Here is a 25752-nt window from a genome sequence, read left to right as displayed (position 1 = left end):
TTACGACCGCTTCGCACCAACGACATTGCGCAGCACCCCGATCCCTTCGATCTCAGCCTCCACCACATCGCCTTGCCGGAGGAACCGGCCGTCCTCCATGCCGACACCGTTCGTGGTGCCGGTGAACACGATGTCGCCGGGCCTCAGCGCTACCCTCGCAACGACATAGTCGAGACATTCGTCAAGACTCCAGATCATCTTCGCCGTCCGATCATGTTGACGCTCTTCACCGTTGACGCGCAAAGAGATCCCGACATCGATCTGGCCCGATCCGCCGAACTCGTCCTTGGTAGTGATCCACGGCCCCACCGGGGTCGCTCCGGTGAGCGCCTTCATCGTGAACAGGTCCAGCCCGCCCATGGGCGACGGCGCATCCCGCGCACTCACGTCGTTGCCGACGGTGTACCCGAGGACGGCGTCGGTCAGGTGCCCGTCAGGCTTGCTCGCGGCTCGCGCCATCACCGCCACCAGCTCAACTTCGAAGTCCAACTGGTCCGTGATGGCGGGATTGGCGAGCTCGTCGTCATGACCGATGATTGCCACCTGCGGTTTGATGAAACCCACTGTGCTTGGCGGCCTTTCGGTGACGCCGAGCTTTTCCAGGTGCGTCCAGTAGTTCATGCCCACTCCGAGGATCGTGGAGGTCGGAGTGATGGGCGGCAGCAGACGCACGTCCGTGAGCGCCACCGACGGCCCGGCGACCTCGAAGGTCTGCCGGCCCTCGGATGCGGCGGGCCCCCAATCGCCGATTTCTCCGGAAATAGGCTGCACCGTGCCAGCGTTTACGTCGACCACCGCCCACGCATCATTGCCTTGTAAGCGAATTCGTGCAATCTTCATGCTGACCCCTCCAGTCGGACGTCGACGCTGACCATCTGCCCGATGGCCCGGTCGAGGAACCGCGGGCGTACGCGATAGACCAACCCGAAGTCGCTGCGGATGAACTGCCCCTTTCCGGAGACGATCGGCCTCGGCCGGCCTCCGTCGCTGACGAACAGCTCGACCTGAATGCGCAGTGGCACCGGCCGAGTGATACCCAGGAAGGACAATTCCCCGTCCAACACGAACGCCCGCTGATCCGCAGCGGCATCGGGCGCCGTTGCGGTCGAATGGTAGGCGGCCGTCGGGTGGTTCGCCACATCCAGCAGCCTTGCCGACCGGATGGCCTTATCGCGCCCCTTGCTTTTCGTGTCGACGGAGCCGAGGTCGACCATTGCCTCGACCCCGGAATGCGCGGGGTCGTCGGCGACCACGATCTGTCCCTCAACCCACAGTGTTCCGCGCACGGTCTGTACGCCCAGATGCTTGACCGAGAACCTCAGCGTGGACCGGTCGGGATCGATCGCCCACGTGCCTGCCGTATAGCCAGGAATCTCTGCCGCAGAAGATAATTCGCGTCCGTTGCTCACAGATAGATCGCGAGGTTCTGCACGCCAAGGGTGGCCTGCTCGAAATAGAGCGTGCGCGAAGCGATCTTCCACTCGTCGCCTACCCGGATGGTGTCCACTCGCCGGGCCGGAAGGAAATCCAGCGCGGGATCGTCGTAGCGGGACCGCAGCAGCAGGATCGAGCTGTATACCTGGTATTCGTTGGGCGTATCGGTCTCATACGCCCGGATCTTGTGCACAATTCGCTGCGTTCGGGACAGCGGATTCTCCGACCAGGCGCTGTCGGTTTGGGTCATGCGCATGATCTTCAACATCAGGGTCATGATGTTCTCATTGAAGTGGAACATGTCCGCCTCGTACACGCCCCGGGTGCGGTGATCACGCGTAGTCCGGACCGGTGCGCGATAGATGATGTCGGGCGCAAGCAGACCCAACCAGGCGGTCAGGTCGTCGGAGTCCAGCAGTGCGGACTCGTCTTCCAGGAACCCAACGATCTCGAAATGACGCGGGTCGGTCACCGGGACCCGTGCCCCGCGCGGTGTCGGATAGCTGACACCCGACTGGGCTGTGACGCCGGATTGGATATCGATGTCCGGTGTGGCTTCGGCAGTCACCACGGTCTCCCTTCCATGAACTCGCTGTAGCGCAGCCAGAAGTTCCACTGCGTGTCATCTTTCGGGAACCCTGCGTAGACCTGTCCGGGACCGGGCCAGTCGGCGGGCTTGTTCTCGCCGGTGATCGCCTGATAGCGAAGCTTCTGCCGGCGCCCCAACGCGCCGCGCGCGGCCTGGCTTTGCATCGGCCAGGTGTCGGTGTCGTCGGCCTCGACGAAGCCGCTGATCCCGAACGTGGCAGCGGTCATCAGGTTCATCGATTCCGCGAGTTCTTTCGGCGCGTCACGCTCCACCAGGCTCCAGTGGAACAACTCGAAGTGGTCCGGCCCTTTCGGAACCCACACCCGCCAGCTGAAGAACGCCGACGGGGTGCCGTCGGGGAATTGGAACGGCATGGCCAATGCGCCGACGTTCGGGAACAGCTGGCCCACCTGCGGGGTGAACTGTGTCAACACCTGCAGTTGGCCCTCGTCGAATCGTTGCGGCAAGTCCTCGACCATGTCGGGCGACATGCCCGGCGGTGCCGCCAGCCGCAGCCGTTCTATCGGGGACAGTGCGGTCAGGTTCTTGCCCTTGAGTGCGGTGATGTAGTGCTCTTCTCTGAGGTCGAAGCACCGCACGAAATGGCCTTTGTGGCTGGCGCTCACTCCGGCCATCGCGGGCTCTTCGGCCGCCGGTCCCAACAGCTCGAACTCCTGCATGGAGCGGTGCAGCGTCAGGGTGTGGAAGATGTCTCCGGCGAACTGTTCGGCGGCGCACTTCCAGTTGGCCGGGATGATGAAGCGTTGCGGGTGTCCCAGCACCGTCATCCCGCTTCGGGTGCGGTCGAACATCAGGTCCCAGTACCAGGTCATCGGGCCGAGGTACTCGCGCAACGTCGGTGCGTTCTGGTCGAAGGTCACGAAGACCATGCCAGCGTAGAGCTCGACCCGCCCGCGCTGCAAGCCCAGCTCGTCCTTGCTCCGCAGGTGGCCATGCATGGTCTCCCGGGCAATGGGAGACGCCTGAAAGGCGCCGTCCGACTTGTATACCCAGCCGTGGTAGGGGCACTGGAACTGTTTGGCATTGCCCGCTTCGAACCGGCACACTTTCGCTGCCCGGTGCGCGCACACATTGAGCGCGGCCGTGATGCTTCGGTCGGCCGCGCGGCTGATGATGACCTGATCCTCACCGACATACCGCAGGACGTAATCGTCGACGTTGGGGATCTCATCCTCATGGGCCACGGCCGTCCACGCCTTGGCGAACAGGTGTTTGAGCTCCAACTGGTAGAGCTCCGGATCGTTGAGGACGCGCAGCGATACCTCGCGGTAATCCTTGTCGATCAGCTCTGACAGCGGGGTCCCGTCCGCCAGGACCGGTCCGGTCCGAGCGTGCTTCACTTCGTCGATAGTCACGACGCTCTCCTTACTTGTTTTCCGACCCGGCGCTGCCGGGCAGTGAGTCGAAGACCGAGGGGTCCGGTGGTCGGGTGTTTAGCCGCGGTACGTGCAGGCCCCCGTCGACCGGGATGGTCGCGCCGGTGATGAAGCGTGCCTCGTCGCTGGCCAGGAAAGCCGCCACTGGGGCGATGTCGTCTTCCGGGTCGCCCATCCGTCCGCAGGGGATCATCAGCGGAACCGCCTCGAGCAGTGCAGGGTTGGCGGACACCATCTCTTCGAAGGCAGCCGATGCGGCGATCGGTGCGATTGCGTTGACCAGGATGTTGTGCCTGGCCCACTGGAATCCGGCCGTCCGGGTCAGCGCCTGCACACCGCCCTTGGCGGTGTTGTAGTCACCGTGGACCCAGTTTCCGTTGTCGGCGTCGATCGAATAGAAGTTGATGATGCGTCCACCACCGTGAGCTTTCATGACGGGGAACGCCGTCTGCATCCCCCACCACACGCTCCATAGGGCGACTCCGAGCATTTGCTCGAACATTTCGTCGGTCTTGCGCTCCAGCGGAACGTCCGGGGTCAGCGAAATCGCATTGTTGACAAGGATGTCCAAACCACCGAAGGACTCCTGGGCGGCCGCGATCGCGTCTTCGACGTCTCCCTTACGGGACACATCGGTCTGTACGAACAAACCCTCGCCGCCGAGCGCACCGAGGTCCCAGGCGACCTGCTTACCCGCGTCGGTGTCGAACTCGGCGATAACCACCTTGGCGCCCTCGCGGGCGAACCTGCGGGCGATTCCCCGCCCGATGCCCTTGCCGGCACCGGTGACGACGGCAACCTTTCCCTCCAGACGGCTCACCGGCTAGGCCTTGCTTTTGGTATCAAGAACCTCACGGACGCGCGACCGGAAGTTGGGGTCGTGGGTGTGGCTGAAGTTCACATTGCCGCTCTCACCGTCGAACTCGTGCAGGCCGGTGAGATCCCGCTCGGGATCGGAGAAGTCAGCGGCATAGCCGTTTTCACGGACAGCGACAATCTCCCACCAGTTGCCGTCCGGGTCGGTGAAGTAGAACGACGTGTCCCCGTGCATGTGTCGTGGGTCGGTGATCGTCTTGAGGCCCCAGTCGTCCTTGAGCGCGAGCAGCCTCTGGTGGGCTGCGTACACCTCTTCCTCGCTGCCCACGTCGAGGCCATTGTGGGCCAGCATCGTCATCGAACTCTCCTTGCCGGTCTCCACCACCGCGTAGGCGTGGTTGGTGTTGAGCCGGATCATCATCGAGCGGGCGCTGGGTTGGATCACTTCCAGTCCGAGGACCTCTTCGTAGAAGCGGCGTGACCGGGCGATATCGACGACCTCCAAGGTGCCGTGACCGAGCCGTTGGACCTTCAGGACAGGTTCGCCGGTGAACTTGTCGGTGATTCCGGGCATTACAGGTTCCTTCCTAATTCCTCGCCGAGGTGTTCGGTCCGGTCACACGCCGGCTTGCAGTGCTTGCATCGCCGCGGCCATCTGGGCCGAATCCATGTACTCCTCGATGCGCCGGATCCGGCCGCCCGAGAGGGAAATACGCTGAATCGCCGGAATCGCCGCCGCTTCGCCGTTCGGCAGCGTCACCCGCACGACGTGTCGCTGAACGCAGGTGTCATCGGTGAAGTCACGCCCGACGACGTAGAATTCGGCCCGCATTTGCGCCAGCCCCGCAAGTGCTGCCAGTGCTTCGCTTTTCGGTTGCTCTTGCTGGGTGTAGTTGTGCCATACCACTGCGTCGTCGGTGAACAGTGCTTCGCAGGTCGCCTGGTCACCGGTCGCCAGCGCGGTGAAGAACTTGTCCACGATGGCCTGCACGTCGTTGTGGTTATCAGCCACGATTCCCGCTTTCCTTGATCAGGCCTGTCACGGCCACACCTTCGGGGTGAAGATCGCCCGTGCCATTCGTTCCGAAATTCGCCAGCCCTCGGGCGTTTTGGTGTACTTGTCGTGGAACTCCATGACGCGCCCGTTGTCGGTGGCGTAAACAACCGGCTCACCGCGTTCCGACGGCGGTCCGTGGTAGACCATCGAGCAGACGACGGCCTCGGCCGAGTCCAGGCATACGTTCGTGAAGTGGAAATTGGTGAGTAGGTGCCGTGTCGTCGCCTTTGGCCGGTCACGCATCCCCTGGCGCAGCTCGTCGTGGCCGTGGTGGACGTTGCCGGCACGATCGAAAACAGCGTCCGGGGTGAACAGCCCGATCATCGACTCGAAATCGCCTTGGTCCACGTAGTAGGCGAAGTCGTTGTTCAGCCGGACCAGTTCCCACTCGATCGTCATCGTCTCGGTAGAAGTCATGTGCTCTTCAATCCCTGACTCAGATCAGGGCCGACGGTGGGACGTCTTCGTCGACAAGCAGTGCGCCGACGATCTGGTAGATCTCCGGGCTCGCCGCCACATGCTGTGCCGCCGTGCGGATATCGCGGAAGCGTCTCTGCAGCGAGGAGCTGCTGTACATGGCGTTGCTACCGGCCAAGCCGAAAGCCTCGTTGACGATCTCCACGCACTCGGTATGGGCCCGCGCCACCATCGCGCGCTGGCGAACCGCAGCCATCGTTGTGATCAGTTCGCCCGCGACCGCAGCGTCCCACATCAGCTGGGTCTCCTTCTCGGCGAGCGCACGCACCGCCGCCAAGCGGGTGTCGAGCAGACCTAGTCGGAACTGGAAGACGGTGTCCTCGGCCAATCGCATGCTGGGGTTGAACGCCGGCCGCTTGGTCTTGGCGAGCTTGCGCACGTCATCCAGCGCGCCCTCGGCGATGCCTAGCACCACGGCGACGTGGGTGGGCCCCAGCGCCAAGCGGGTCGGTAGCCGGAACATCGGGCTGTCCACACCGGAAGCCCCGAAGAACTCACCGGTGTGGTGCTCGGGCACGAACACGTCCTTGAGCACCAAGTCATTGCTGTTGGTCGCCCGCAACCCCACCGAGTCCCAGGTATCCAGGAACTGGGCCTGCGCCGTCGGCACCACGGCGAGTTTCATCTCGGGCACGCCCATCTCGGTCATCCGAGGCTGCCCGTTGTCCAGGACGATACAGTTGCCCATCACCCACTGGTGCTCGTAGCTCCCGCTGGCCAGTGGCCACTGCCCGTTGACGATATAGCCGCCCTCGGCCGCGACGGCAACACCCTTCGGTGCAAAAGCACCCCGCGCCATGGTGTTTGGGCCATCAGGATAGATCTCGTCGTCGAGCACCTCTTTGGAGAGACGGGCGAATACCGGCGCGAAGTCGGCGCCGATCATCACGGTCCATCCGGTAGAAGCATCCGCCCGCGACACCTCCTCGATTACGGCCATGGCCTCCGGCAGGCTCATCTCCTCCCCGCCGTATTGACGCGGGACGAACATGCGGAAAGCACCGGCATCGGCGAGCCGCTCGAGCAGGTCGGTGGGCACCACCTTGGCCTTCTCAATCTCGTCGGCCCGCTCGGCGATTTCCGGGGATAGCACCCGGACGGCTTCGAGCACGGTGGTCGTATCCGCCGCAACGGTTGTCATGCAGTACCTCCACGTCGACAAAGTCCACCCGCGCAACCACCAAGGCAGCCGCGGCAGTTGTTGAATGGATATGTTCGATCACACACTATCCGTATTATGTGTCCCGATTCACTGCGCGGTCAAGTAGCGAGTGCTCGGGGCCGCGGATTGTGGTGCCAGTATCGAGCGGCACGTGGCATACTCAAGAATATTGATCACTTAAGACACAATCGCAGTACTTTGTCTGAAGAATATTCCCGGCTTCGCCGGTCGGGGCTCATCGTGGAGGAACCGGCACCATGGCAGACAACGAGCAGACCTTGACGATCACCGTCGACCGGTCCAAGTGCTGCGGCTACACGCTCTGTGCCGCCGAAGCGGCCGACGTATACTCGATCGACGACGAGGGTTACGCCGTCGCACCCGCGAGCGTGCCGGCCGAACTCGAGGATCAAGCCCGCCGTGGTGCGGTCGCATGCCCTGACAGCGCAATCATTCTCAGCCGAAAGAACGCTACCGGCGAGGACACGGATGGCGCGTAGAGCGGCCGCGCAAAACTATCAGGGTGCCCCAACGCCCCGGCGCACGGACTTGCCGGCCGGCAGGCCCCTACGGTGGTGGTCACCCGAACGTCCCATTACGAGTCGACTTCCCCCAACTCGTTCACTGCTGCCTTCGAGGCAAATCGAATGTTTTGGATGATTCGTACGTACTTCGTCTCATATGTCTTGTTTACGTATTTGGGAGGATGTTAGCCTCAGCGACACGTTGCGCACCCTCTGACCATCCGCACACTCGATCAGCACGGTTTCCTTCTGACAGGACGCCCGCGGTAACACCGGTCAAGTGGTCGGATGGGCGCTTGAAGGCGATCAGGATCTCTAACCAAGGACATCGAACATGACGACGACACGTGAGCCGGGCCAGACGCTTGCCGAGTTCGACGAACATCTCGACGAACTACACCTACGCGGTCAGTGGCAGTACGACGCGCAGTTGGTGCAACTGACCGACGGTCCGCTGCCTGCGGGCGTGCCCTTCCTGTGGCAACGCGGTCTGGCTGAGCGTGCGCTGGAGGAGATGTGCACGGTCAGGGCCAACGACACCGCTCGGCGCAACTTCACCTTCATCAACCCCGGCCCCGGGGTTGACGGCACCACCCCCACCCTCGCCATGGGTATGCAGATCACCTTGCCCGGCGAAATCGCCTCGGCGCATCGCCATTCGATCAACGCACTGCGGTTCGTCGTGGATGGTAGTGCCAACCTCTACACCTCTGTCGACGGCGAGCGGCTCGCCATGGAGGACAGCGATCTCATCATCACCCCGGCCTACACGTGGCACGACCACCATAACGAAAGCGACAAACGCGGCATCTGGATCGACATCCTCGACGTGCCGGTGATGGGCTATCTGCGGCAGATCTTTTTCGAGCCCTACGGGAGTAGTACGCAGCCACTACGCGAAACCCGTGCCGACTTCATCAGCAGCCGTTCATCGTCCGTTCGGCCAGCCTGGGAGCGCCGAGACAGTACCCGTATCCCTTTCAGGTACGCGTGGCGCGATGTCCGTGCGGCGCTGCGGGACTTCGCGGGCTGCGAGGGCAGCCCGTTCGACGGGGTGATACTGCATTACGCGCATCCGATCTCCGGCGGATCGACCCTGCCGACCATCGACTGTTTCGCCCAGCTACTGCGTCCGGGTCTGCAAACGCAGCGGCACCGGCACACCTCCAGTGTGGTCTACTACGTGGTTGAGGGCGAAGGCACCACCCTGGTGGGAGACCACCGGCTCGACTGGTCGGCGGGCGATTCGTTCGTAATCCCGAATTGGATGTGGCACCAACACATCAACCACTCACCAAGCACCGAAGCGGTGTTGTTCTCCGCAACCGACGCCCCACTGCTGGCCGCGCTGGGGATGTACCGGGAAGAACCGCATGACTCGTTTGGAACCGGCCCGTATCCGGCCGTGCCGGCCGACGTGGTGCGGGGACATGTGACGACATGACCCTCACCCGAGCCGATATCCGTGGCGTGGTGGGCATCGTGCCCACCCCGGCCACCAGCGACGCCGGCAACTGGCGCGCCGAGAACACGGTGAACACATCTGAGACCGAGACCATGATCGAAGAGGTGATCGGTGCCGGCATCGAATTCGTGATGTCCACCGGGACTTTCGGTGAGTGCGCGTCGCTCACCCATGACGAGTGGCTCACCTTCACGACCTGCATCGCCAAGGTCGTCCGCGGTCGGGTGCCGTTCTTCGCTGGTGTCACGACGTTGAACACCCGCGACACCATTTCCCGCGGTCGCCAGGCCATTCAAGCCGGTGCCGACGGGCTTTTTGTCGGGCGCCCGATGTGGCTGCCTCTCGACGACGAAGCAATCGTCCGGTTCTATAGCGACCTGGCCGAAGCGTTGCCCGGCGTACCGATCGTTGTTTACGACAATCCCGCCGCGTTCAAAGGCAAGATCAGCGTCGAGGCCTACCAGAAGTTGGCCGATCTGCCGGAGATCGTGGCGACCAAACACGCAGGCGGGCCGACGCTGGAACGCGACATCGAAGCTGTCGGTGACAGGGTTGCCGTACTCCCCCTCGACAGCGACTGGTATGGCGCCGCCAAGCGCTTCCCTGAACTGGCCACCGCGTGCTGGTCGGGCAACGTTGCTTGCGCCCCTTCACCATTGGCGGCGCTCTCTCGTGCCGTTCTGTCGCGGGACTGGGACGCGGCGGCTGCGATCTCCGAGAAGGTCAACTGGGCGCTGGCGCCGCAGTTCGGTGGCGATATGTCGCGCTTCATGGACTACAGCATCCCGGTGGGGCGGGCCCGTTTTCGTGCCGCAGGGTTGATCGATCCGGGCCCCAGCCGACCGCCCTACACCGATGCTCCCGCCGATATGATCGCCGGCGGCGAGGAAACCGGCCGTCGCTGGGCGCAGTTGGAACGCGAGTACCGCGACGCGCGGTAGGCGATTAGGGGTCGGCGTCGTGGATCGCCATCACCACGGCCTTCGGCTCGGTGAAGAACTCCCGGCTGAAAGTGCCTCCCTCGCGGCCGATTCCGGAATCGCCGACACCGCCGAATGGTGCCCGCAGATCGCGAATGAAGAAACAATTGACCCAGACAGTGCCCGCCTTAAGCGCGGCCGCCACGCGGTGCGCACGAGATAGGTTCTCGGTGAACAACATCGCGTTGAGCCCGTAGGGAGTGTCGTTGGCTGCGGTGATGGCATCGGCCTCACTGTCGAAGGGCGCCACCACGACAACGGGACCGAAGATTTCCTCGCGGCACAACCGGGCCTCTGGCGGTAGGTCGGTGACTACCGTTGGCCGGATGGCCCACCCGTCGCCCAGACCGCCCGTGCGCATGGTTCCACCCTCGGCGCCGATTTCGTCGACATAGGAGCGCACCTTCTTCCAATGCGCTTCGGAGGCCAGCGGCCCGATCTGGGTTCCCGTCAGTTTGGGATCGCCCAACGTCAACGATTCCGCGGCAGCGACGAACTTCGCCAAGAAGGCGTGGTACACCTCGCGCTGCACGAACAGTCGGCTGCCGGCCAGGCAGACCTGCCCCGCATTCGAGAACACCGCGCGGATAGACCAATTCACTGCTGTATCGAGATCAGCGTCCGCGAAGACCAGGTTGGCGCCCTTGCCGCCGAGCTCGAGACTCACCGGGGTCAGGTGCGCCGCACCGGCAGCGGCGATGACCTTGCCGGTTCCGGACTCTCCGGTGAAGGTGATGCGATTGACGCGGTTGTCCGCCGTCAGCGCGGCGCCTACCGAGCCGGGACCATACCCATGGACGACGTTGAGCACTCCGGGTGGCATGCCGGCGCGCACTGCCAGCTGGGCGAGAATCGTCGCCGATGCCGGAGTGTCCTCCGCGGGCTTGAGCACAACGGTGTTACCCCACGCCAACGCGGGAGCGATCTTCCACGTCTCGAGCATCAACGGAAAGTTCCAGGGCGCGATCGCCGCCACGACGCCGGCGGGCTCGAACCGGGTGTAGGCATGGTGCCCGGTGTCCATTGGCAGGATATCGCCGGTGGACAACCGGGCGTGGTCGGCGAAGAAGCGGAAGTTCTGCGCCGACCGTGGAACGTCATTGCCCCTGCTGTCGCTAAGCGGCTTGCCCATGTCGGTGGTATCAGCAAGCGCGAGTTCGTCGGCGTTTTCGATGATCAGATCGGCCAGCCCGTGCAGAATGGCGCCCCGCTCGGCAAACCCCATGCATGGCCAGGGGCCGTCGTCGAATGCGCGCCGGGCCGCGGTCACCGCTCGATCAACCTCATCTGCGCCACCCAGCGCCACCTGAGCCCACGGTTGCTGGGTCCAGGGATCGATGGTGTCGAAGCGTGCGCCGCTGGACGACTCCGTTTCCTCCCCGTCGATCACATGGCGGATCACGTCCATCATCAACCCTTTCGGCGTTCAGCGATCGTGACATCACCGGCCGCCCAATGCGTCGCGGGCACCTCGCGGAGCACGACTCGGATACTGTCCCGAGCAGCATCGACGGCCGTCTGCACCGCGTCGGTCAGCCCCGTGATCAAGGCACGTAACTGCTCGGGTGTGCGACCTTCCACCAGCGTCACCTCGACTAGCGGCACGATTCCTGCCCTCCGTCCACGACGATCGAACCCAGATGGGTGAAGTGCGCGGCGACCTGTGCTCTGGGCGGCACGCTTACCGCGTCGGTCATGCCCCCGGTCAGCACGATCCAGCCCGGCTCGATCGCCAACCTGCGTTCGGCAAGAACATTGGCGGCCAACGCCAGCGCTTCTGCCGGATGACCTTGCACCGCTTCGCCGGTGGCGCGGTCCACCACTCGACCGTCGACCTCGAGACGGCAGGCTTCGGCCGCCAGGTCCAACGAATCCGGCTGCACGCCCACCGACCCCATCACGAACAGCCCCGAGGACGCGTTGTCGGCGACCACATCGGGCAGCGTGAACCGAAAATCGCGGTAGCGTGAATCGATGATCTCGATGCCGGAGTAGACCTGCCCGACCGCGCCCTGCGCTCGGGACGCCGTCATGGCAGGCCCGGCGAGCCGTTCCGCCATCACGAACACGATCTCCGGTTCGGCACGAGGGTGGATAAGCGATTCGCGTGGCAACGGCGCACCTGCCGGGAGCACCATCGCATCGGTCAGCCAAGCCACCAGTGGTGAGCTGATGCCCATGCGTAATTGTTTTGCGCGAGAGGTCAATCCGAGTTTGACGCCGACGAGTCGCTCACCGCGTTCGAGACGGCGGCGCAGTGCCTCATCCTGGATGCGGTAGGCGGTGGCCAGGTCGAGACCAGTCCACTGGTCACTGAGCGGATCACACTCGGTCTGGGTGCTTTCCGCCTCGAGGAGTTCGGTCGCCGCCCGCTGAATGTCCCATCCGCCGCCGGTGGGCTCGCGGCTCACCGGCCATGTCCCGACTGACTCGGCCCGACGCTCACCGAACCGTTCTGGCCATCACGGCGCAGCTGCGGTTGTGACACGGTGCGCTGAGTCGGGCCCAGCCACATGTCGATCGAACCGTCCTCGGACAGGTTGAACGTGCGCGGGCGCCACGCAGCGTCGTCTTCGATCCGCTCTACACCGAAGGAGTACTCGTAAGTTAGGTTGTCGGGTCCGACGAAGTAGACGAAGATCGCCGTCGAGGTCGGATGCCTGCCGGGACCATGCAGGATGTGCACGTCGTTTCGCTGCAGGAACCGCCAATTGCGCATCACGTCGTCGAGGGTGTGCACCTGGAAGTTGATGTGACAGAGGCCGGGAGCGGCGTCGTTTTGGAACACCGCCAGCTTGTGGTGGACCGGGTCGATACGCATTAAACAGGCCGCATCGCCGATCCAGTCGGACACCTTGGCATTGAAGAGTGTCGACCAGAATGCGTATGCGGCCCGCACATCGGGAGCATCCAGACAGAGGTGCCCGAACTCGCAGATCCCGGCGGCTGGACGCCCGAACTGAAGCGGCCGCGCCAGAGTGCTCTGGTCGGTCACCAGTTCCACGTGGTTGCCGAACGGATCGTCGAAGGCGATGAACGCTCGCACGTGTCGTTGTCGTGCCTCCTCCGCTGATCCCCGCCGCACCGTGCATCCGTAACTCGTCAGTTCGGCTTCAGCGGCATCGAGTGCCGCGTCGTCCTTCACCGTGAACGCCGAGGCATGCACTCCAGCCTGTGAGCTCTCGACCAGCGCCAGGCAGTGATGGCGATGATCGGCTCGCAGATAGGTCATCCCGGGTGCCCGCGCGACAGGGTCCAGACCCACGATGTCGACGGCGAATCGCTCGGCGCGTTCCAAGTCGGTGACCCCGGACCGGACATAGGCGATGTCCTGCAGTTGGATCATCTCCGGGCCCCACTTTCTCGATGCCGCCCCGATGTGGTAGTCGGCACTAACCGTGTCTTAGTTACTATATAAATATTTATGCTTCTGAACTATAGTGGCAGCGGCCACAGCGTCAAGGGCTTGCGGCACAACGATGTAGCGCTGCCGCTTGCGGCTTGCGTCACCATAAAAACTTCAGAACCAAGTTCTGCCGCACCGGCTCACAGTAGGGTCGTGTCGCGATAGAGCGGCAAGCACCCCAGGAGGTGGCCGGAGACCCATGCGATCTTCACTGGCTGATAACACCAAGGCAGTTTCGGCGCTACTGGACCGCGACTGGCGCATGCTCATCGGCGACACCGCGGTAGTGGCCAACCGCGGCGCGACGATGGAAATCACCACACCGCACGACGGGACGACCATTGCCCACGTCCCGTCTGCAGACGAAGCCGACGTCGAGGCGGCGGTATCGGCTGCAACCCGAGCATTCCCGCACTGGCGCGACACCACGCTTCTCGAGCGCGCGGAGATGATTCGGGCTTTCGCCGCGCGTCTGCGCTCGCGCGCTGAAGACTTCGGATTACTCGACGCTATCGACACCGGTAATCCGGTGACCGCCATGGTGGGCGACGTGATGATGGCGGCACGCTGGCTCGACTATCACGCCGGGGTCGCCTTCAGCCTCGCCGGTGCCACGCTGCCATCGATGACCGGTAGCTGGCTGCTGACCCGCAAGGAACCCTACGGCGTCGTGGGACGGATCATTCCCTACAACCATCCGATACTGTTCGCGGCCGCGAAAGTGGGCGCACCACTGGTCACCGGCAACACACTGGTTCTCAAAGTACCCGACCAGGCGCCGCTGTCGTCGTTGTTGATGGCCGAGGTCGTTCTCGAGTCGTTTCCGCCCGGGGTGGTCAACATCCTGTCGGGACCCGGCGCTGTAACGGGCGATGCCTTGGTGCGGCACCCTGCCGTCAAACGGATCTCGCTCATTGGGAGCGTCGAGACCGGCCAGAAGGTCATGGCGTCGGCGGCATCGGCGGGAATCAAGTATGTCACGCTGGAGCTGGGCGGCAAGAATGCGATGATCGTGTGCCCGGACGCCGACCCCGGCGCTGTCGTCGAGGGCGCCGCATTCGGGATGAACTGCCATTGGAGCCAAGGGCAGTCGTGCGGATCGACCACGCGTTTGTTCGTTCACGACGCGCTGCATGACCATGTCGTCGCCGGTCTGACCGATCGCCTGAAGTCCATCCGCATCGGCCATCCGCTCGACCCCGACACCGAGATGGGGTGCCTGGTCTCACAAGCTCAGTTCGACAAGGTGATGGGTTACATCGAATCAGCCCACGCTGAGGGCGCGCGTCTGGTGACGGGCGGCCGCAGGCCGGAGGGTGACGACTTCGCGAAAGGTTTCTATATCGAACCGACGATATTCGCCGATGTCGACATGTCGATGCGGATCGCGCGGGAGGAGATCTTTGGGCCGGTGCTGTCGGTTTTCCGTTGGACTGACCTGGACACCGTCGTCGAGCAGGCCAACGAACTCCCGTTCGGGCTGACCGGGGCGGTGTGGAGCAACGACATCACCACCGCGATATCGGTGGCCGATCGGCTGGATACCGGCTACGTCTGGATCAACGGGTCCGGCAGCCATTTCCTGGGAGCCCCGTTCGCCGGGCACAAGAACAGCGGAGTCGGCACCGAGGAAGGTGTTGACGAGTTGGAGAGCTACCTGCAGTCGAAGACGGTCAACATCCCGCTGCATTGACGCCACGTGCAATCGGAACGCGTTGTGGCACAGTCTCTAGGGTGCCTATCGTGAATCAATCCGACTGGTTTGCACCCTGTACTGTACACCGGGAGAAATACCCGATCCGACCTGGAGGCCAGCTGATGCCGCGAGCTCCTCGCATGCCGCCTTCTATCACCGGGCAGATCGCGCAGGCGGCCGATCGTGAGGGCCCTGATTTCGACACCACGGTATTGGCTTTGACGCTGACCATGTTTCGTGCCGCAACGGCCTTCGAACGTGCTCACGCCGCAGAGCTTTTGCCGCATGGGCTCAATACCGGCCAGTTGAACATCCTGACCGTCTTGGATCGCTCGACGGAGCCTTTGACGATGGATGCGCCTGGAGAGGCGGTGTCGGTGCGGCCGGCCAATCTGACCGGGGTGGTCGATGCTCTGGCCAGGCGTCACTTTGTCGAACGGATCTCGAATCCGGATGATCGTCGATCGTTCCTGATTTGGACATATTTACATCGGCTGATGGATGACCTGACCCGGAGGCAACAGCGTCAACTGCAGTCCCTGTTCGCGCGTTTCCTCGAGTCGATCGAGAACAATGGCCCCTTCACCCGGTGCAGATCAGCTTCTTTCGCGCCGTCACAGTCAGCCTAACCGACGTAGGGAGCGGGTTTCGTCATGATGGTTGCCGGACCGAGCCAGGCACAGCGTTTAGTCGACGTGCACACCCACGGCCTGCCGCGCGACTTGCCGAGTTTCGGACGACGATTCGCCGGTTCATGGCCAGAACTGGTCGAAACCGGCCCATGCACGGCGGATATCCTCCTCGGTGGCCGGCATTTCCGGTCGATCACGGATCACTGTTGGGACCCGGCCCGGCGCCTGGAGGACATGGACGCCGATGGGGTTTCTATGCAGGTGATCTCGCCCATTCCCATCACCGTTTCCTATGGGTTGAACGCCGACGGCGTAGCGGACCTCTCGCGCGTCCAGAACGAGTGGATCGCCGGTGTGGCCCGTGATCACCCGTCTCGATTCGCCGGACTTGGCACCGTCCCGTTGCAGGATCCTACGCGGGCAGCCCAGATGGTGGTTGACATCGTCGGGGATCTCAAGCTGTCCGGTGTGGAGGTCGGGTCGAATGTCGGCGGGCGCAATCTCGATGATCCCGAACTCGACCCGTTTTTCGCCGCCTGCGCGGAAACGGGTGCGCTGATCTTCGTGCACCCATGGAACGTGCTTGGCGCCGATCGGCTCAAGAAACATGGGCTGGCGAATTCGATCGGTATGGGAGCTGAAACCGCGGCTGCGGCGGCGTCGTTGGTGATGGGCGGGGTCCTCGACCGTCATTCACACCTCAAGGTCCTGCTCGCGCACGGCGGCGGCGCGTTCCTGGCGCTGCTGCCGCGGATCGACCGCATCTGGGAGTGTGTTCCGGAGCCGGCCGCTACCAGCGGCCGGCCATCTTCGTACGCCGATCGTTTCTATTACGACTCGCTTGTGTTCGATCCCGCCGCCGTGGCCGCACTGATTGCCCGGGTCGGGGCTGACCGTGTTGCCGTCGGCACCGACTACCCGTTTGTCATCGCCGAACGACCCGCGGGTGCGGCGCTGTTCGCGGCAGATCTGCCGGCGTCAGTGACTGAGTCGGTTACTTCAGGGACTGCCGTCGCAATGTTGGGGTTGAACGTGGCCTGATTCCCTCATATCCGCGCTGAGCTCAGCGTCGACGGGGCGAAGACCTCTTCGTAGCCGAGCAGGTGGTCGGTGAATCCTTGCTGATGGGCGTAGTTCAACAGCGTTTGGAGGGTGACCGCATTATTGGCCACTCCATATCGGAAGGGATCGCCGAGAACGGCGGCTTCCTCTTCTGCGTAGGCGGACTCCCATATCAAGCTGCTCGTGCACACCGCGGTATCGAGCAGATCGTGCTGGACGGGTGTGCGAGCCGCCTCGAACGCATCGACCAGATTGTTGGCGAGCCAGGGGTGAGCGGCGAGGAGCGCCCGCCTGACCACGACAACGTGCATGATCGGGATGATCGCCGTCGCTTCGAAATACCCGCGTTCCGCGCTGCGGAAATCCGGCCACAGCCGTTTGATACGTGGGTCACCCTGCAAGAAAGCCTGAGGAGCTCGGGCCGTGATCAACGCGTCGAGGTCACGCCGCAATAGTAGGGCGCTCAACGTGTCGTCATCGCCGATATGGGTCACTCGCAAGTCCGCCGGAGGGAGGACGGGCGCCTTCTCCTGTCGCCCGGCCTCCTCCAAACCTCCTGTCCGCCAGTCTATCGACGTCAAATCAACGCCGTAGTGTTCGCCGAGAATGCCGCGCATCCACAGTGAAGCGGTCATGCTCCACTCCGGGGTTCCGACCGTCGTGTTCGCCAGATCTGCAGGTTGTGACACGCTCGCGTCGGCGTTGACATAGACCGAAGCGTGCCGGAAGGCTCGGGACGGAAAGATCGGAAGGGCGACAAAAGCCCTGTCGGGGTTCTTCAGGGTCGCCAGATAGGCACCCATCGAATATTCAGCGACGTCGAATTCGGCATACTTCCCCTGACGCCAGAACAAGTCTTCGATAGCTGTGTGCAAGTACCGTAGGCGCACACCTTCGGGCTGTACCTCCCCGGTGTACAGGCGCCAGGTGCGATCGTACAACTCCCCACCGTAGGTCAACTCGAGCCGTTGCGACATGTTCACTCCGTTCGGGGATCAGTCACGGTAGTAGTTCATCGATCTCAGCTTTGGCGGCGAACAGATTTTCCAGAACGACGCCGCGGAAGTCGGTGTCCATCCTGCTCACCGGTACGGACGCAGCGAGCGCGAACGAGCCGCCCCGCAGGGGCACCGCCACCGAGACAACGCCTTCCTCACCTTCCTCGTTGCTGGTGGCGAATCCACGACGACGCACGGTGGCAAGCTCGGATTTCAACGATTTCTTGGACTTGATGGAGTGCCGTGTCAGCTGGGCAAGATCAGGATCGGGATACAACGCGTCAAGTTGCTCGTCAGTGAGCGCAGCCAGCAGCGCCTTGCCCGTCGACGTGCAATGAGCCGGCATCGCCACACCCAGGCGAGCCGAAACCCGCAGCGCCTGAGAACTTTCGATGGAGTCAACAAAATCTACCTGGGCGCGGTCCAGTCGGCCCAGGTGCACCGTTTCCCGCAGATCCGCATTCAATTTCTCCAGGACAGGCCGCGCACGGACCCGGATGTCGAGGCGACCAACCACACCGAAGGCCAACAAGTCGAGGCTGGGACCGGACCGATACGCCTTTGTCTGGGGATCCTGGCGAACCAGTCCGCGGTAGGCCAACATCGCGAGGAGGCGGTGAGCCGTCGAACTGGCTACTGAAAGATGCTTGCTGACCTCCGTGAGCCGGATCTCGGACCGCTCAACCAACAACATCAACGCACGCAACGCGTTGTCGACCGATTCGATTGGGTACTGCGGTACGGGCCCGTATTCGCGTGCGGCGACGACATCGTTTGGTTCGGTCATCCCTACGGCCTCCTGACAGCGATTCACGCGACCCTGGATGCTTACTGCCGGGCGCTCGCCGTGGCACCGGCCTGCGGCAACTGTTCGAGTTCGTGCAGAGCCGCCGCGGCGGTGGTCTCAGCGCCGATCAGTCTGCGGCATATCAAGATGGCCTTCGGCCAGTTGACGGTCACGGCGCCTCGGAGCAGCCCGCTGTCGTCGCTGTAAATTGCTGCAGCACGCGGCTTTTCACCGTGCAAGTTGCCGATCAGCTGCAGGAGTTCGGCTCGACCCGGTCGCCCGGCGATCTGGATCTTCCAGTCGTATTGGTCGCTCCACACGTACTCCGTCGGCGCATAAGGGTGCAGTTCATCGGGGTGCAGGATGTTGTGGGCTACACAAGCCGCCTGCTCCGAGGCGTTGGTCCAGTGCTCAACCCGGACATCTTCACGATGCCGCGGATGATGCCAACGGGCGACGTCACCCACCGCGAAGATGTCGCTGTGATCGACTGCACGGCAATACTCGTCGCACACCACCCCGTCGTCGATGAGCAGTCCCGACGACGACAGCCAGGTGTCGTTGGGACGGGCGCCGATACCCACGACGACGGTGCTTGCCGGTAGCACCTCGCCGTTGGTCAATGTCACGCGCAGCTTCCCGGCGGTGCCCTCGACCGCCTCGACACCTTCGCCGAACCGGGTCCGTACGCCGTGGCGATGGTGCAGATCGGTGAACATGGCTCCGAGTTCCCCGCCCAGAACCCGGCCGATCGGGGCGTGCAGAGGGTCGACGATCGTGACGTCTCGGCCCGCCGCGTGGGCGGTTGCCGCCACTTCTGCGCCGATGAATCCGCCACCGACCACCACTACGGGACCCGATGACGAGGTGAAGTCGCGGGCCAGTCCCCGGCTGTCGTCGAGTGTTCGGACAACGTGCACGCCGGATTCGACCGGCCACGGGGACGGCCTCGCGTCAGCGCCGGTGGCCACGACAAGCATGTCGTAGGGCACTCGTGTGCCGTTGGCGAGGACGACCGTTCGATCAGCGACATCGAGGCGTTCCGCGGCACTGCCGAGGCGTAGCTCGATGCCGGCGGTCTCGGCGTCGTCCGCCGTCAACAGTCTCACCCTGTCCTCATCCCACGCGCCGGCGAGGAACTGCTTGGAGAGCGGCGGCTTATCGTATGGGAGTTCGGCCTCCTTGCCGATCAGCACGATGCGACCGTCAAATTCTTGGGTTCTCAATGCCCGTGCAGTACGCACCCCGGCGACCGAGCTTCCGACAATGACGACAGTCCTGCCGGCCATCAGCGCGGCCCCTCCGAGACACTCTCCTGCAACAGGTATCCCGTGCGGGTCCTGGCCTTTGGCGTCAGATTCGGCATGGCATCCCCTCTGTCTTCACTGTGGTTGGGCGTCATCGCCGCTTTTTCGGTGCGGCGGCAACACTCATCCCGCCATCGGAGTGAACGACCCCGCCGGTGATGCCGCGCGATCGATCCGATGCGAGAAAGACGTAACTCCAGGCGTGATCCTCGCCGGACAGTGCGACCTGCAGCGGCACACGCGCGGCCAGTTCAGCGGCCCGTTCCGGAGTGTCGAACATGCTGCGGCTGGCTGATCCGAGGCTCGCCACGCCCCGCAGGTCGGTGCCCAACGTGCCGCCGGGCGCGATCCCGTTCACCCGGACACCAGGAGCCAAATCATGTGCCAGCGCGGTCACTAGGCCGCGGACAGCGAATTTGGACGCGACGTAGAGCACTCCGCCGCGGCCCGGGTAGTAAGCCGACGTGGATTCTGTCAGCAGAATGACGGCGTGCTCGGACTGATGCAGCGCCGGTAGAGCGGCCTTGACCGAATGCAGGTGACTCTTGACGTTGACCCGAAAGATCTCGTCGAACGCGCCGTCGATAGCGTTGGCGTCCAGATCCTCAATGCTGCGATAAAAGTCGAACACACCAACACAATTGACTAAGACGTCGAGCCCGCCGAACGCCTTCACCGCAGCTGCGACGGCCAGATCGTTCGGGATTCGGGTGGTTGCGTCGCCGACCGTGGTGACCACCTGGGGATGGGCGGTCGACAATGCCGCGCATTTGTCTGGGTCGCGCTCCAGGACCGCTACCCGGGCACCTTCGGCCAAGAAAGCGTCGACAATCGCCCTACCGATTCCGGAGCCGGCCCCGACGATAAGCGCCCGGTGACCCTCGAGCCAGCCGGTCATGTCCGGCCTGACGGTGTGTCCCCGGATTCGTCGGTGACCAACGACCCGAACGGCTGGCCGATCATCGCCGAGAACGTGGCCGTGGCCTGCCAGGTCAGCGCCTCAAGTTCCAACGGGCACAACGAAACCCATTGCCCGGACTTCAGCGATTCGATCAACATACGCGACCCATTGCGCGTCTGCACGCGGGAGACCCGAACTTCCGCGAACTCGTTGCCGATCGTAATCGGTTCGCCAACAATATGTTCCGGACGGGCCGTGTCAGTCCCCGACAGCCCCGGCTGCTGGGGGTGAACCGTCATAGGAAGATTGCCAAATTCTGCATTCGGATCACCGACTCGTCCACCAGAATGGTCCGGCGGGACAGCTTCCACTGCTCACCCTCGCGGCGCAGCAGGTCCTCGCGGCCCGCGGAGAGAAAGGCTCCTTCTCGGACGTCGCCCCTGCTGCGGAAGAGAAGTGTCGCCGACTCGACCACCAGGTGATCGGAATCCTCAGTGGCAAAGGTGCGTACATTCGACAGGTGGTGCCGCAGCCGCGAAGGCGGATCCTCGGTCCACGCATGTTCGGTGAGGAATCGCGCGACCCTGCGAGACAGCGAGTACTTGTCTTCATCGAAATGAGCCATGCCCGGGGATGTGTCGTATCCCGCACCCAGAGCGGTGGTGACGCGCACCGGCATCAGATAGTGAATGTCGTCGGCGAGCACGTCCAGCCAGTCGGTGTAGGCCTGCGCGTCGAGTAGATAGGCCTCGTCGACCAGCCACCGGTGAGCCAATAGATGGCGTTCGTCATCGAAGCGCAATGTGTTGCCACTGCGGGTGATTCGGGAGGCATGGGCACCGAGGCGAGACGCAGCCGAATGGGTCTCGCCTGGCCTGCCAGCCACTGCGGCCCGATCGGATGGTGTGGTGTCAGTACTCACGCCCGGCTCACCAGCTTGTCGTCGGCGGCTGGAAAGCTGCAGATTTCGGAGCCTTCTGCTGCCGCCTCAACCGGGCTTTCGAGGTCATCCGCCCAGCGCCGCAATAGTTCTCGCTGGTTGAACTCACTGTAGCCCTTCCGCGCGACGCCTGGTCCGGAGAACTCTTCGCGCGTCAGTGGCGGCGCGACCTCGGTGCCGTCTTCCAGCAGACCCATTCTGCTGTTGAGCAGTAACCTGCGGGCCATGGAGCCGGCCGCGGTGTTGGTCAGCGACACCCAGTTCTCCACGTCATCCTGCTCGAACATGCCGGTGCTGCCGAAACACATCAGATATGCCTTGTAGGAGAGCGCCTTGAACTGCTCTGGGGCCTCTTTGTCGACGGCGAACCAAGATAGTATTTCGGTCTCATCCTCGCTAATCGGCTGCCACTGTCGCAGGGTGATGAACGGGAGCACGTCATCGGAATCTGCGACCTTCGGCCAGTTGTGCACGAAGGAAAGATTGGGATACAGCGACGCGGCGCTGAACATGAACCCGTCTTCGCCGATTACGTTGAGCTGCTCGGCCGCCCAAGACTGCTTCATCCGGGCGATCATGTCGTCGGGATAGCCGACATAGCGCAGACGCTCCTCGAGTGAGCCCTCCGGCAGTTTGTATGTGGTCCCACCCCCGTTTCCTGCCCAATAAAGCACGCCCTCCTTGCGTTTTTGGGCGCTAGGCTCGCGGAACAGCCCGATTTCCACGACCGACGTATGCGTGTGCGGGGTGTGGTACATATCGCCCGCGAAGTTTTCGGCACCGATCTTCCAGTTCGCCTTGATCCGCCAGCGCTGGGGCCCGTGCAGTTGGATGCCGCTACGGCTCTGCCTGGTGTAGAAGTCCAGATAGAAGCGGAAGTCGCCGAGATATTCTCCCAGCGGCGGGGCTGTCGCGGCCAAGCTGACGAAGATCTTTCCGTTGTAGATGCTGATGTCCGGCGCCGGCGGCGGTCGTTGGCCCTTGCGCTTGAACCCGCCCCCCCCGCCATAGGCATCGTGGTGGAAGGGCAATCCGGCGATCCTGCCGTCGTTGCGGTAGGACCAGCCGTGATATGGGCAACGGAAATGCGAGGCGTTGCCCATCTCGGCCCGGCATACCTGCATCCCACGGTGCAGGCACATATTGAAGTGCGCGCGCACCTGACCGTCTTCGTCGCGGATGATGATGAAAGAATCGTCGAGGACCCGGCGCACCACGTAATCGCCCGGTTGGGCGATCTCAGATTCGTGCCCGACAAAGATCCACGCCCGGCTGAAGATCCGCTCCTTCTCGAGTTCGAAGATCCCGCGGTCGTTGTAGATATGCGCCGGGATCATCCCCCGGCGTACGTCATCGAGAACACTCGCCTGCTGTGTCATAGCGACCTTTCCTCAGACCCGTGCTGTCATTACTCTGTTCTACAGAGTACTATTCTGTAGAATAGAGGGTTCGTAGGCGGGCGTCAACGGGTCAGAGCCCAAGCGACCGGGCGATGATCACCTTCATGACCTCGCTGGAGCCGCCGTAGATTCGCGATACCCGGGCATCGGCATAAGCCCGCGCGATCGGGTATTCCATCATGTAGCCGTAGCCACCGTGCAACTGCAGACAGCGATCGATCACTCGGCCCTGCAGTTCGGTGCAGTAAAGCTTGACCATGGCCGCATCGGCCGCCGACAGCTTCCCGTCCTCATGAGCCAGCAGGGCCCGGTCGAGCAGTGACTGACCAGCCTCGATTTCGGTGGCACAGGCTGCGAGTTCGAATTTGGTGTTCTGGAGTGACGATACTGTCGTACCAAACGCCTTGCGGCCCTTGGTGTATTCGATAGTGTCACGCAACGCCTTGACCGCGGCGGCCTGACTGTTCACCGCAATCGAGAGGCGCTCCTGAGCAAGGTTCTCCGTCAGGTAGGCGAACCCTTTGCCCTCCTCCCCCAAAAGGTTCTCGGCGGGCACCACTACATCGTCGAAGATCAGCTCCGCCAGGTCCTGCGACTTCAAGCCCAGCTTCTCCAGCTTGCGGCCCCGGATGAGCCGAGGGCTGTCGCCTTCGATCACCAGTAGGCTCAGGCCTTCTCGGCCGGCTTCCGGATCGGTCTTGACGGCGGTCACGATCAAATCGGCATTGGCGCCGTTGGAGATGAACGTCTTGGAGCCGTAGACAATGTAATGATCTCCGTTGCGCACCGCGCGGGTGGTGATCGTCTTTATGTCGGAACCTGCGCCCGGCTCCGACATCGCCAAGGCGCTCACCGCGTCGCCGGACACCAGTCGCGGCAGCCACCGACTCTGCTGCTCGGCATTGGCGACGTTGAGGAAGTACGGCATCGCAATGTCGGTATGCATTCGCAGACCGCCGAGCGCGACGCCAGCGTGCTGGGATTCCTCGGTCAAGATGACATTGAACAGATAACTGTCTTGATCGCCGCCGCCGAATTCCTCGGGAACCTGGATACCCAGGAGGCCGAGCTTGCCCGCAGCGGTCCAGAAATGTCGGGGCGGCGCCCCGGCCTTCTCCCACTCGGTGTACTCCGGAACCACCTGCTCGGCATAGAAAGCGCGGACGGTCGCCCGAAACGCCTCATGGTCATCGTGGAATAGGGTGCGCTGCACTTGTTCGCCTCTCTGCCGCTTTGGCAATGCCGATACACGGGAAGATTTCAGATCCGGATCCAACGTCGCAGCTGAGAGCCACAACGCGATGCGGCGACCTCGATGCGCTCGACCAACTCGACGACCAGAAGTCGATGTCTCAGGACGGACCGCCTCCTTTCGCCTTCGGCCGCGCCATCTGAGCCACTGGCTGATACAGATCAAACTGATAATACATAATTACTTCTTTTCGTTCATTACTGCACGGATGTCGAGTTTCAGACCATGCAATGGCGTGCGACGCCGTTCTGGTGGGACCGACATCACGGCGGCCGATGGTGGCGCTCTCATGGTCAGGGTGACAAAGATCGCCCGATACCCCACCGGGCAGAAACCCGTCGATGTTCTCGCGACATCATCCATGACATATCGGTGACCGTGTCACACCCGCCGGCACTGATAGAAATCTTGGGCGCCGGGCCGATCCGCGAGAATGAGGCCAAAGCGGGTCACGCACAATAGCTTTCGCATGTAACGTGTGCGCGGTGGGCAGACGCTCATGTCCTCGTCGCGGGTCAGGCAGTCGAAGTCCAGCTCGCAGATCTCCTCGGGACGGCGGCCGGTGTCGATGGCCAACTCGACGGCGGTGCGCCTCTCCACTGAGGTCAGCCGATTCGGGTGCGCGCACAGCTCGGCCACGATTTTCGGTGGCAGGTCCCGGTTCGGTTCTCCCGGTTCGGGTTCGGCGGGCACATTCGCTTGCCCAATCACGAAGTCTTCGCCCAGTCCGACCGCGATGTGGCCGGGTCGGGGTCAGTCTCATTACGCGGACGCGGGTGAGCACGGCTTGCACCTCGCGGCAGGCGCGGATCCGGGCCTGTAATGTATTGTCACGCTTAAACTACGGCTGTGTCGACCTAGCAACTGCCAAGCAAGGGTGGAACAGTGGCGCGCCGAGCAACGGAAGAACCATGGAATGCCTACCACAACCTCCAGCGTTGTATTCGGCGATCGATACTTACTTATCAATGCTTCAGCGGCATCCGACGGCCGACGAGATGATGGCGCAGATCCTTACGGAAAATTTCGAGGTCGGTATACGGGGCGACGACATGCTGCAAGGGATTGAGGGCTTACGTGAGCACCTACTGGAACGCGAGGAATTCTTCGATGAACGTAACGAGATCAAGGCGATGCTGTCTGTGGGCTACTCGCCGCATGGGGATATCGAAGTAACGACTAGGCTCGATTTCTTCTTGCGCCGTTGGAAGCCGCCGGCGCCCACTAGTGATGAATTCACCGGTACGGCTTTTCACACCTGGAGGATTCGATCCGTGGGTGAGCGATTGCGAATTGCATCTCAGATCGTCGACGGGTTCGCAAACCTCAACGACAACGCAAGGCGCCTCATCGCCAGTCCCGTACTCGGCGAGGATGTCGAGGAATGAGGTGGCGCGACCGCAGCGCCCATTCTCGCTGGCAAGAATGCTCGCCAGAATCCGCGAAGCAGGCTAATCGTGTCCACTTTTC

Annotated in this window: 29 protein-coding genes; 7 read left to right on the top strand and 22 right to left on the bottom strand. The window is 63.1% G+C overall.

The window, feature by feature from the left end; translation table 11 throughout:
- From MNAB215_RS14500 to MNAB215_RS14460, 9 genes are read right to left on the bottom strand one after another with little or no spacing between them, the layout of a single operon-like run.
- Nucleotides 1-840 carry a fumarylacetoacetate hydrolase family protein gene (locus MNAB215_RS14500; protein ID WP_077079473.1) on the bottom strand — a complete coding sequence of 280 codons (840 nt, stop codon included), beginning with the start codon at nucleotides 838-840 and terminating at the stop codon, nucleotides 1-3.
- Nucleotides 837-1409, bottom strand: coding sequence for a YceI family protein (locus MNAB215_RS14495; protein WP_245830315.1), 573 nt, complete (start codon nucleotides 1407-1409; stop codon nucleotides 837-839). The genes MNAB215_RS14500 and MNAB215_RS14495 overlap by 4 nt, the downstream gene beginning before the upstream one ends.
- Nucleotides 1406-2002: an aromatic-ring-hydroxylating dioxygenase subunit beta gene (locus MNAB215_RS14490; protein ID WP_245830314.1), complete on the bottom strand. Its 597-nt coding sequence runs from the start codon at nucleotides 2000-2002 to the stop codon at nucleotides 1406-1408. Before MNAB215_RS14490 ends, MNAB215_RS14495 begins: the two co-directional genes overlap by 4 nt.
- Nucleotides 1999-3399: an aromatic ring-hydroxylating oxygenase subunit alpha gene (locus MNAB215_RS14485; RefSeq protein ID WP_245830313.1), complete on the bottom strand. Its 1401-nt coding sequence runs from the start codon at nucleotides 3397-3399 to the stop codon at nucleotides 1999-2001. The genes MNAB215_RS14490 and MNAB215_RS14485 overlap by 4 nt, the downstream gene beginning before the upstream one ends.
- Before the next feature lie 10 nt (nucleotides 3400-3409).
- On the bottom strand, nucleotides 3410-4240 hold the full coding sequence (locus tag MNAB215_RS14480) for an SDR family NAD(P)-dependent oxidoreductase (RefSeq protein ID WP_077079471.1): 831 nt from the start codon (nucleotides 4238-4240) through the stop codon (nucleotides 3410-3412).
- Nucleotides 4241-4243: 3 nt separating this feature from the next.
- On the bottom strand, nucleotides 4244-4810 hold the full coding sequence (locus MNAB215_RS14475; RefSeq protein ID WP_077079470.1) for a VOC family protein: 567 nt from the start codon (nucleotides 4808-4810) through the stop codon (nucleotides 4244-4246).
- 42 nt (nucleotides 4811-4852) lie between these two features.
- Nucleotides 4853-5248 carry a nuclear transport factor 2 family protein gene (locus MNAB215_RS14470; RefSeq protein ID WP_077079469.1) on the bottom strand — a complete coding sequence of 132 codons (396 nt, stop codon included), beginning with the start codon at nucleotides 5246-5248 and terminating at the stop codon, nucleotides 4853-4855.
- A gap of 27 nt (nucleotides 5249-5275) precedes the next feature.
- Nucleotides 5276-5710, bottom strand: a complete 435-nt coding sequence (locus tag MNAB215_RS14465) for a nuclear transport factor 2 family protein (RefSeq protein WP_077079468.1) — start codon at nucleotides 5708-5710, stop codon at nucleotides 5276-5278.
- Nucleotides 5711-5729: 19 nt separating this feature from the next.
- The gene (locus tag MNAB215_RS14460) at nucleotides 5730-6911 is read right to left on the bottom strand and encodes an acyl-CoA dehydrogenase family protein (protein WP_077079467.1); all 1182 of its coding nucleotides are present in this window, start codon (nucleotides 6909-6911) and stop codon (nucleotides 5730-5732) included.
- A 278-nt stretch (nucleotides 6912-7189) separates the two neighbouring features.
- Between MNAB215_RS14460 and MNAB215_RS14455 the strand changes: the two genes are divergently transcribed.
- The 3 genes from MNAB215_RS14455 (at nucleotide 7190) to MNAB215_RS14445 (ending at nucleotide 9862) form a co-directional block, all read left to right on the top strand.
- A complete protein-coding gene (locus MNAB215_RS14455; RefSeq protein ID WP_077079466.1) occupies nucleotides 7190-7432 on the top strand; it encodes a ferredoxin in 243 nt (80 codons plus the stop codon).
- Between the two features lie 358 nt (nucleotides 7433-7790).
- A complete protein-coding gene (locus tag MNAB215_RS14450) occupies nucleotides 7791-8900 on the top strand; it encodes a cupin domain-containing protein (RefSeq protein WP_077079465.1) in 1110 nt (369 codons plus the stop codon).
- A complete protein-coding gene (locus tag MNAB215_RS14445; protein WP_077079464.1) occupies nucleotides 8897-9862 on the top strand; it encodes a dihydrodipicolinate synthase family protein in 966 nt (321 codons plus the stop codon). The genes MNAB215_RS14450 and MNAB215_RS14445 overlap by 4 nt, the downstream gene beginning before the upstream one ends.
- Before the next feature lie 4 nt (nucleotides 9863-9866).
- Here the strand turns inward: MNAB215_RS14445 and MNAB215_RS14440 are convergent, their stop codons facing one another.
- Genes MNAB215_RS14440 through MNAB215_RS14425 form a run of 4 tightly spaced genes read right to left on the bottom strand, consistent with a single transcriptional unit; the run spans nucleotide 9867 to nucleotide 13247 of the window.
- Nucleotides 9867-11312, bottom strand: a complete 1446-nt coding sequence (locus MNAB215_RS14440) for an aldehyde dehydrogenase (protein ID WP_216823739.1) — start codon at nucleotides 11310-11312, stop codon at nucleotides 9867-9869.
- A complete protein-coding gene (locus tag MNAB215_RS14435; RefSeq protein ID WP_077079462.1) occupies nucleotides 11312-11506 on the bottom strand; it encodes a tautomerase family protein in 195 nt (64 codons plus the stop codon). Before MNAB215_RS14435 ends, MNAB215_RS14440 begins: the two co-directional genes overlap by 1 nt.
- Nucleotides 11497-12312, bottom strand: a complete 816-nt coding sequence (locus MNAB215_RS14430) for a 2-keto-4-pentenoate hydratase (RefSeq protein WP_077079461.1) — start codon at nucleotides 12310-12312, stop codon at nucleotides 11497-11499. Before MNAB215_RS14430 ends, MNAB215_RS14435 begins: the two co-directional genes overlap by 10 nt.
- Nucleotides 12309-13247 carry a VOC family protein gene (locus tag MNAB215_RS14425; RefSeq protein ID WP_077079460.1) on the bottom strand — a complete coding sequence of 313 codons (939 nt, stop codon included), beginning with the start codon at nucleotides 13245-13247 and terminating at the stop codon, nucleotides 12309-12311. The genes MNAB215_RS14430 and MNAB215_RS14425 overlap by 4 nt, the downstream gene beginning before the upstream one ends.
- Before the next feature lie 259 nt (nucleotides 13248-13506).
- Here MNAB215_RS14425 and MNAB215_RS14420 point away from each other — a divergent pair, with 259 nt between their 5' ends.
- From MNAB215_RS14420 to MNAB215_RS14410, 3 genes are read left to right on the top strand one after another with little or no spacing between them, the layout of a single operon-like run.
- Nucleotides 13507-15000 (top strand): aldehyde dehydrogenase family protein, encoded by a 1494-nt coding sequence (locus MNAB215_RS14420; protein ID WP_077079459.1) that lies wholly within the window; start codon nucleotides 13507-13509, stop codon nucleotides 14998-15000.
- 50 nt (nucleotides 15001-15050) lie between these two features.
- On the top strand, nucleotides 15051-15632 hold the full coding sequence (locus MNAB215_RS14415; protein ID WP_245830312.1) for a MarR family winged helix-turn-helix transcriptional regulator: 582 nt from the start codon (nucleotides 15051-15053) through the stop codon (nucleotides 15630-15632).
- 24 nt (nucleotides 15633-15656) lie between these two features.
- Nucleotides 15657-16676, top strand: coding sequence for an amidohydrolase family protein (locus tag MNAB215_RS14410; protein WP_245830311.1), 1020 nt, complete (start codon nucleotides 15657-15659; stop codon nucleotides 16674-16676).
- A 5-nt stretch (nucleotides 16677-16681) separates the two neighbouring features.
- On the opposite strand, the gene MNAB215_RS14405 is transcribed toward MNAB215_RS14410, so the two are convergent.
- The 9 genes from MNAB215_RS14405 to MNAB215_RS14365 form a co-directional block, all read right to left on the bottom strand.
- Nucleotides 16682-17674, bottom strand: coding sequence for a 4,5-dihydroxyphthalate decarboxylase (locus MNAB215_RS14405; RefSeq protein ID WP_077082009.1), 993 nt, complete (start codon nucleotides 17672-17674; stop codon nucleotides 16682-16684).
- Nucleotides 17675-17696: 22 nt separating this feature from the next.
- Entirely contained in the window at nucleotides 17697-18482 is a 786-nt protein-coding gene (locus MNAB215_RS14400) for an IclR family transcriptional regulator (RefSeq protein ID WP_077079457.1), read from the bottom strand.
- 41 nt (nucleotides 18483-18523) lie between these two features.
- The gene (locus tag MNAB215_RS14395) at nucleotides 18524-19771 is read right to left on the bottom strand and encodes an NAD(P)/FAD-dependent oxidoreductase (protein ID WP_077079456.1); all 1248 of its coding nucleotides are present in this window, start codon (nucleotides 19769-19771) and stop codon (nucleotides 18524-18526) included.
- A 109-nt stretch (nucleotides 19772-19880) separates the two neighbouring features.
- Entirely contained in the window at nucleotides 19881-20687 is an 807-nt protein-coding gene (gene hcaB, locus MNAB215_RS14390; protein ID WP_077079455.1) for a 3-(cis-5,6-dihydroxycyclohexa-1,3-dien-1-yl)propanoate dehydrogenase, read from the bottom strand.
- Nucleotides 20684-20989 (bottom strand): hypothetical protein, encoded by a 306-nt coding sequence (locus MNAB215_RS14385; RefSeq protein WP_077079454.1) that lies wholly within the window; start codon nucleotides 20987-20989, stop codon nucleotides 20684-20686. The genes hcaB and MNAB215_RS14385 overlap by 4 nt, the downstream gene beginning before the upstream one ends.
- Nucleotides 20986-21576, bottom strand: a complete 591-nt coding sequence (locus MNAB215_RS14380) for a 3-phenylpropionate/cinnamic acid dioxygenase subunit beta (RefSeq protein WP_077079453.1) — start codon at nucleotides 21574-21576, stop codon at nucleotides 20986-20988. Before MNAB215_RS14380 ends, MNAB215_RS14385 begins: the two co-directional genes overlap by 4 nt.
- A 32-nt stretch (nucleotides 21577-21608) precedes the next feature.
- Nucleotides 21609-23009: an aromatic ring-hydroxylating dioxygenase subunit alpha gene (locus tag MNAB215_RS14375; protein ID WP_077079452.1), complete on the bottom strand. Its 1401-nt coding sequence runs from the start codon at nucleotides 23007-23009 to the stop codon at nucleotides 21609-21611.
- Between the two features lie 91 nt (nucleotides 23010-23100).
- Nucleotides 23101-24243, bottom strand: a complete 1143-nt coding sequence (locus tag MNAB215_RS14370) for an acyl-CoA dehydrogenase family protein (protein ID WP_077079451.1) — start codon at nucleotides 24241-24243, stop codon at nucleotides 23101-23103.
- 420 nt (nucleotides 24244-24663) lie between these two features.
- Nucleotides 24664-24993, bottom strand: a complete 330-nt coding sequence (locus MNAB215_RS14365; RefSeq protein WP_131829128.1) for a hypothetical protein — start codon at nucleotides 24991-24993, stop codon at nucleotides 24664-24666.
- Nucleotides 24994-25220: 227 nt separating this feature from the next.
- On the opposite strand from MNAB215_RS14365, the gene MNAB215_RS14360 reads away from it, so the two are divergent.
- Nucleotides 25221-25670 (top strand): hypothetical protein, encoded by a 450-nt coding sequence (locus MNAB215_RS14360; protein WP_131829127.1) that lies wholly within the window; start codon nucleotides 25221-25223, stop codon nucleotides 25668-25670.
- Nucleotides 25671-25752 lie beyond the last annotated feature (82 nt).

Source organism: Mycobacterium numidiamassiliense (assembly GCF_900157365.1).
Classification (GTDB): domain Bacteria; phylum Actinomycetota; class Actinomycetes; order Mycobacteriales; family Mycobacteriaceae; genus Mycobacterium; species Mycobacterium numidiamassiliense.
The sequence above is the reverse complement of the archived record's forward strand: the minus strand, read 5'-3'. Positions and strand labels throughout refer to the sequence as shown.